The 6,207-nt window shown below is 70.3% G+C and carries 3 protein-coding genes; 1 reads left to right on the top strand and 2 read right to left on the bottom strand.

All coding sequences use genetic code 11. The annotated features are described in order from the left end of the window. Positions 1 to 52: 52 nt before the first annotated feature. Complete coding sequence (locus tag AC1ROW_RS06400; RefSeq protein WP_493017999.1) at positions 53 to 3,955, bottom strand: multifunctional oxoglutarate decarboxylase/oxoglutarate dehydrogenase thiamine pyrophosphate-binding subunit/dihydrolipoyllysine-residue succinyltransferase subunit; 3,903 nt, start codon at positions 3,953 to 3,955, stop codon at positions 53 to 55. A gap of 134 nt (positions 3,956 to 4,089) precedes the next feature. On the opposite strand from AC1ROW_RS06400, the gene guaB1 reads away from it, so the two are divergent. Next, complete coding sequence (gene guaB1, locus AC1ROW_RS06395; RefSeq protein ID WP_493017998.1) at positions 4,090 to 5,529, top strand: GMP reductase; 1,440 nt, start codon at positions 4,090 to 4,092, stop codon at positions 5,527 to 5,529. A 99-nt stretch (positions 5,530 to 5,628) separates the two neighbouring features. Here the strand turns inward: guaB1 and AC1ROW_RS06390 are convergent, their stop codons facing one another. Next, positions 5,629 to 6,012 carry a hypothetical protein gene (locus AC1ROW_RS06390; protein WP_493017997.1) on the bottom strand — a complete coding sequence of 128 codons (384 nt, stop codon included), beginning with the start codon at positions 6,010 to 6,012 and terminating at the stop codon, positions 5,629 to 5,631. Positions 6,013 to 6,207 lie beyond the last annotated feature (195 nt).

Raw genomic sequence — 6,207 nt, 5'->3', positions numbered from 1 at the left:
CGCCCCCCCCCCCCCCCCCCCCCCCCCCCCCCTCCTCCGTTCGCTGTGCGGACTAGAGCGTCAGCGCGCGCTGGATGAGCAGGGACTGCTCCTGCGCGTGGCGCTTCGCCGAGCCGGCGGCGGGCGACGCGGACGCCGGACGCGAGATGACGCCGATCGGGCGCGGGCCCAGCTTGGAGGTCTCCAGGATGATGTACGGCCAGGCGCCCTGGTTCTCCGGCTCGTCCTGCACCCAGACCAGCTCGGCGTTCGGGTACGAGTCGGCCACAGCCTTCAGCTCGGCGCCGGGCAGCGGGTAGAACTGCTCCACGCGCACCAGAGCGATCTCCGGGTTCGGGTTCTTCTCCAGCTCGTTCACCAGGTCGTGGTAGAGCTTGCCCGCCATGAACAGCACGCGCTTCACGGCCGCCTTGTCGGTGATCCGCGCATCGTCGATGACCGGCTCGAACTTGCCGTTCGTGAAGTCGGCGACATTGCTCGATGCGCCGCGCAGGCGCAGCATCGCCTTCGGCGTGAACACCACCAGCGGGCGGCGCGGCCGGGCGTACGCCTGGCGGCGCAGCAGGTGGAAGTACGACGCCGGGGTCGACGGGCGCGCGACGGTCATGTTGTTCTCGGCGCACAGCTGCAGGTAGCGCTCGATGCGGGCGCTGGAGTGGTCCGGCCCCTGGCCCTCGTAGCCGTGCGGGAGCAGGAGCACGAGCGACGAGCGCTGGCCCCACTTCTGCTCGGCCGACGAGATGAACTCGTCGATGATGATCTGGGCGCCGTTGGCGAAGTCGCCGAACTGGGCCTCCCACAGCACCAGCGCGTCGGCCCGCTCGACCGAGTAGCCGTACTCGAAGCCCATCGCCGCGTACTCGCTCAGCAGCGAGTCGTAGATCCAGAACTTGGCCTGGTTGTCGCTGAGGTTCGCCAGCGGCAGCCACTCCTGGCCGTTCGTGCGGTCGTGCAGCACGGCGTGGCGCTGCACGAAGGTGCCGCGGCGCGAGTCCTGGCCGACCAGGCGCACCGGGGTGCCCTCCAGCAGCACGCTGCCGAGCGCCAGCAGCTCGCCGAAGCCCCAGTCGATGCCGCCGTTGCGGCTCATGTCGCTGCGCTTGTTGAGGAGCTGCTGCAGCTTCGGGTGCACCGTGAAGCCCGCGGGCGGGTTGTTGAACGCGTCGCCGATGAGCTGGATGACCTGCTCGCTGACGGCCGTGGTGTCCGGCTCGCCGACGTTGTCGTTCGCGTCCTGCTGGGCGATCGGGTGCTCGAGGTCCGCCGTTGCGTCGCCCTGCGTGATGATCGGCACGGAGTTGGTCTGCGCGGCGTGCGTCTCCATGAAGGCGCGCTCGAGCCGGTCCTGGAAGTCCGCGTGCGCGGCCTCGTACTCCTCCTGGGTGATGTCGCCGCGGCCGACGAGAGCCTCGGTGTACAGCCGGCGCACCGAGCGCTTGGCCTCGATGAGGTTGTACATCAGCGGCTGCGTCATCGAGGGGTCGTCGCCCTCGTTGTGGCCGCGACGGCGGTACACGATCAGGTCGACTACGACGTCGCGCTTGAACTCCTGGCGGTACTCGAAGGCGAGCTGCGCGACGCGCACCACGGCCTCCGGGTCGTCGCCGTTCACGTGGAAGATCGGCGCCTGGATGGTCTTCGCCACGTCCGTGGAGTAGACCGACGTGCGGCCCTCTCCGGGCGGCGTGGTGAAGCCGACCTGGTTGTTGATGTTGACATGGATGGTGCCGCCGGTGCGGTAGGCCCGCAGCTGCGACATCTGCATCTGCTCGACCACGATGCCCTGGCCGGCCATCGCCGCGTCGCCGTGGACGAGGATCGGCAGGGTGAGGAAGGTGCCGGCGGGGCGGCGGTCCTGCTTGGCGCGGACGATGCCCTCCAGGACACCGTCGACGGCCTCCAAGTGGGACGGGTTCGCCGCCAGGTAGACCGGGATCTCGGCGTTGTCGGCGCCCTTGAAGGTGCCCTCGGTGCCGAGGTGGTACTTGACGTCGCCGGAGCCCTGGACCGTGCGCGGGTCCTGGGTGCCCTCGAACTCGCGGAAGATCTGACCGTAGGTCTTGCCCGCGATGTTGGTGAGCACGTTCAGCCGGCCGCGGTGGGCCATGCCGATGGCGGCCTCGTCCAGCCCGGCCTCCGCCGCGCTCTGCAGGATGGTGTCGAGCAGCGCGATGGTCGACTCGCCGCCCTCCAGGCTGAACCGCTTCTGCCCGACGTACTTGGTCTGCAGGAAGGTCTCGAACGCCTCCGCCTCGTTGAGCTTGCCCATGATGCGCAGCTGCTCGTCGTGGGTCGGCTTCTCGTAGGGGCGCTCCAGCTTGTCCTGGAACCACTTGCGCTGCGCCGGGTCCTGGATGTGCATGTACTCGACGCCGACCGTGCGGCAGTAGGAGTCGCGCAGCACGCCGAGGATGTCGCGCAGCTTCATCTTCCGCTTGTCGCCGCCGAACGCGCCGGTGACGAATTCGCGGTCGAGGTCCCAGAACGTGAGGCCGTGGTTCTCGATCTCGAGGTCGGGGTGGCTGCGCTGGACGTACTCCAGCGGGTCGATGTCGGCCATGAGGTGGCCGCGCACCCGGTAGGAGTTGATCAGCTCCTGGACGCGGGCGGTCTTGTCGACGGCGCTCGCCAGGTCGACCGAGATGTCCGGGTTCCAGTGGATCGGCATGTACGGGATGCGCAGCTCGGCGAAGATGTCCTCGTAGAAGTTGCGCTTGCCGATCAGCAGCTCGTGCACGATCTTGAGGAACTCGCCCGACCCGGCGCCCTGGATGACGCGGTGGTCGTAGGTGCTGGTCAGCGTGATCGTCTTGCCGATCGCGAGGCCGGCGAGCGTCTTCTCGCTGGAGCCCTGGAACTCGGCAGGGTACTCGAGCGCGCCGGCGCCGATGATGGCGCCCTGGCCCTTCATCAGGCGGGGTACGGAGTGGACCGTGCCGATGCCGCCCGGGTTGGTCAGGGAGATGGTGGTTCCGGCGAAGTCGGCCGCGGTGAGCTTGTTGTTGCGGGCCTTCGAGACGAGGTCCTCGTACGCGGCGAGATACTCGCCGAAGCGCATCGTGTCGGCGCGCTTGATGCTCGGCACGAGCAGGGCGCGGGTGCCGTCCGGCTTCGGGAGGTCGATCGCGATTCCGAGGTTGATGTGCGCCGGGGCGACGACGGAGGGCTTGCCGTCGACCTCGTCGTAGTAGACGTTCTGGCTCGGGAAGTCCTTGAGCGCCTGGATGAGCGCCCAGCCGATCAGGTGCGTGAACGACACCTTGCCGCCGCGGGCGCGCTTGAGGTGGTTGTTGATGACGATGCGGTTGTCGATCATCAGCTTGGCGGGGATGGTCCGCACGCTGGTCGCGGTCGGGACGGTGAGCGACGCGTCCATGTTGGTGGCCAGCGACTTGGCCATACCGCGCAGCGGGGTGACCTTGTCCTCCTCGGCCGGCTCCACGGTGGCGTTCGGGGCGGTGACCGGGGCGTCGGCAGGGACCGGCTGCGGCTTCGGGGCGATCGACGTGGTGCGCGCCACCGGCTGGGAGCCGATGATCGGGATGGGGGTCGTCACCGGGCGGGGCTCTGAGGCCGACTCGGCGGGCGGCGCCGGGGGCTCGGGAGCGCCGGGCGCGGGGGCCGGAGCCGGCGGCTGCGCGGGAGGGGTGGGGACCGTCGGCTCGGCCGGGGCAGGGACGGTGGGTTCGCTGGGGGTGGGGACGCCCGGTTCGGCGGGTGTCGGAGCGGGGGTCTCGCTGGGGGTGGAGGCGCTGGGGGTGGAGGCGCTGGGGGTGGAGGCCTCGCCCTCCTGCACGGACGGTTTGTAACTCTCCAGGACCGGCCACCAGGACTTGTCGACCGAGTTCCTGTCCCGGAGGAACTGTTCGTACAGCTCCTCGACGAGCCATTCGTTGGCTCCGAACTCTCCCGACGATCCGTCGTCGGTTCCCACTCCGGTCAATTGGCTCGACACAGCCGATCGCCCACTCTCTCCGTTGATTCGTTACGATCGGGCGACCTCGGGCCACCCGTTCCATCCGAGCATCAAGCCTAATCCCATCCGCGGCCGGGTGCGGGCGTTCGGCCCGGGAGGATACCGTTATTCTCATGCAGTTCTATGCGACGACTCCGCGGCACGATCTCACGTACTCGGACGTCTTCCTGGTCCCCTCCCGATCGAACGTGACGAGCCGCCTGGACGTGTCGCTCGCACCCCAGGACGGCACCGGGGCGACCATCCCGATCGTGTCGGCCAATATGAACTCGGTGACCGGCAAGCGCCTGGCCGCCACACTCGCCCGGCGCGGCGGTCTCGGGGTCCTCCCGCAGGACATGCACCTGCAGGACCTGGACGAGGCGATCCGCTGGGTCAAGGCGCAGCCGGTGGCCTTCGACACGCCCTACGAGGCGCGGCCGGAGGAGACCGTGGCCGACGTGCTGCGGCGCGTGCCGGCCGTGGAGGGTCACGGCGTGGTCGTGAGCGACGACGCCGGGAAGTACCTCGGCTGCCTCGCGGCCGTCCAGCTCGGCTCCGCGCTGCCGGACGCGCGGATCGGCGATCTGCTCCACGGCGCGCTCACCTCGCTCGACGCCGACGACCTCCCCGACGGCCGGGCCGCGTTCGAGGTCATGGACGCCGCGGGCCTCACCTTCGCGCCGGTGCTCTCGCACGGCCGCGTGGTGGGCACGCTGAGCCGCACCAGCGCGCTGCGCTCCACCATCTACACGCCGGCGCTCGACGCGCACGGCCGCCTGCGCGTGGCGGCGGCGGTCGGCATCAACGGCGACGTCGCGGCGAAGGCCAAGGCGCTCGCCGCGGCCGGCGTCGACGTGCTGGTGATCGACACCGCGCACGGCGACCAGGACGGCATGCGCCGCGCCATCCACACCGTCAAGCAGCTCGGCCTCGGCCTGCCGATCGTCGCGGGCAACGTCGTGACGGAGCAGGCCGTGCGCGACCTGGTCGCGGCGGGCGCCGACATCCTCAAGGTCGGCGTCGGGCCCGGCGCCATGTGCACCACCCGCATGATGACCGCGGTCGGCCGCCCGCAGTTCTCCGCGGTGCTGGAGACCAGCGCGACCGCGCGCGAGCTGGGCGCCCACGTCTGGGCTGACGGCGGCGTGCGCTACCCGCGGGACGTCGCGCTGGCGCTCGCCGCAGGCGGGGCGTCGGTGATGATCGGCTCGTGGTTCGCCGGCACGATCGAGGCGCCGGGCGCGATCGTGAGCGACGAGCGCGGCGCGCTCTACAAGGAGAGCTGGGGGATGGCCTCCACCAAGGCGGTCACCGGGCGGTTCGAGCGGCTCGACGCGTTCGACCGCGCCCGCAAGACGCTGTTCGCCGAGGGCATCTCCAGCTCGCGCATCTACCTGGACCCGCTGCGGCCGTCGGTGGAGGACCTGCTGGACATGATCACCACGGGCTTGCGCAGCTCGTTCACGTACGCGGGCGCCCGCACCCTGGCCGAATTCCACGACCGCGCCCTGGTCGGCATCCAGTCGGCCGCCGGCTACGAGGAAGGCAAGGCCCTGCCCGTCAGCTGGTAATGGCCGTCAGCTGGTGACCCGGTGAGCACCTGCCGAGTACGCGGAGAGTCTGCGTACTCGGCGGTTCTCGCCTGATTTTGGGCGTACTCGCGGGTGGGTTTACGAGCCGTTTCCGGGGCCGGAGCCGGTGCCGTTGCCGGACTGGCCGCCGAAGCCGCCGTTGCCGCCGAACTGGCGCGGGGAGAAGTTCTGGTTGGTCCCGAAGCCGCCGCGCGCGCCGCCGTCGAACGCGTGCGCCGTGAAGTAGCCGGCGAAGAAGACCACGATGAGGATCGCCACGGCCCCGACGGCGAGCGCGGTGTTCTGCGCCCAGGAGGGCCAGCGGTGCAGGATGCTGGGGTTGCTCGGCCCGGCCGGCTTCACTGGAGGGACGGTCGCGGCCTGCGGCGCATAGTGCGGAGCCGGCGGGGCGTACGACGGCTGCTGAACGTACTGCGGCGCGGGCTGCCAGGGCTGGGCCGGTTCGGGCGTTGCGGTGCTCATGGGGCGGTTCCTCTCGGTGGGACTTCTGCCGCGAGGATGCCGCCGCACGCTTCGGGCGGCCTATGGTGGGTCGATGCGCGCGCTGGGAATCGCGAGGAACCGCCCGCGACGCCCGGCGTTTCCGCGGACCGCGCCGCTATACTGCTCGGGAAATGGACGACCCTCCTTCTGCCAGCCCATTCCAACCGATGAGTC

The sequence above is a fragment of the Leifsonia sp. GW821-FHT13C09 genome, assembly GCF_058806435.1.
This window is presented reverse-complemented; position numbering and strand designations above follow the sequence as displayed.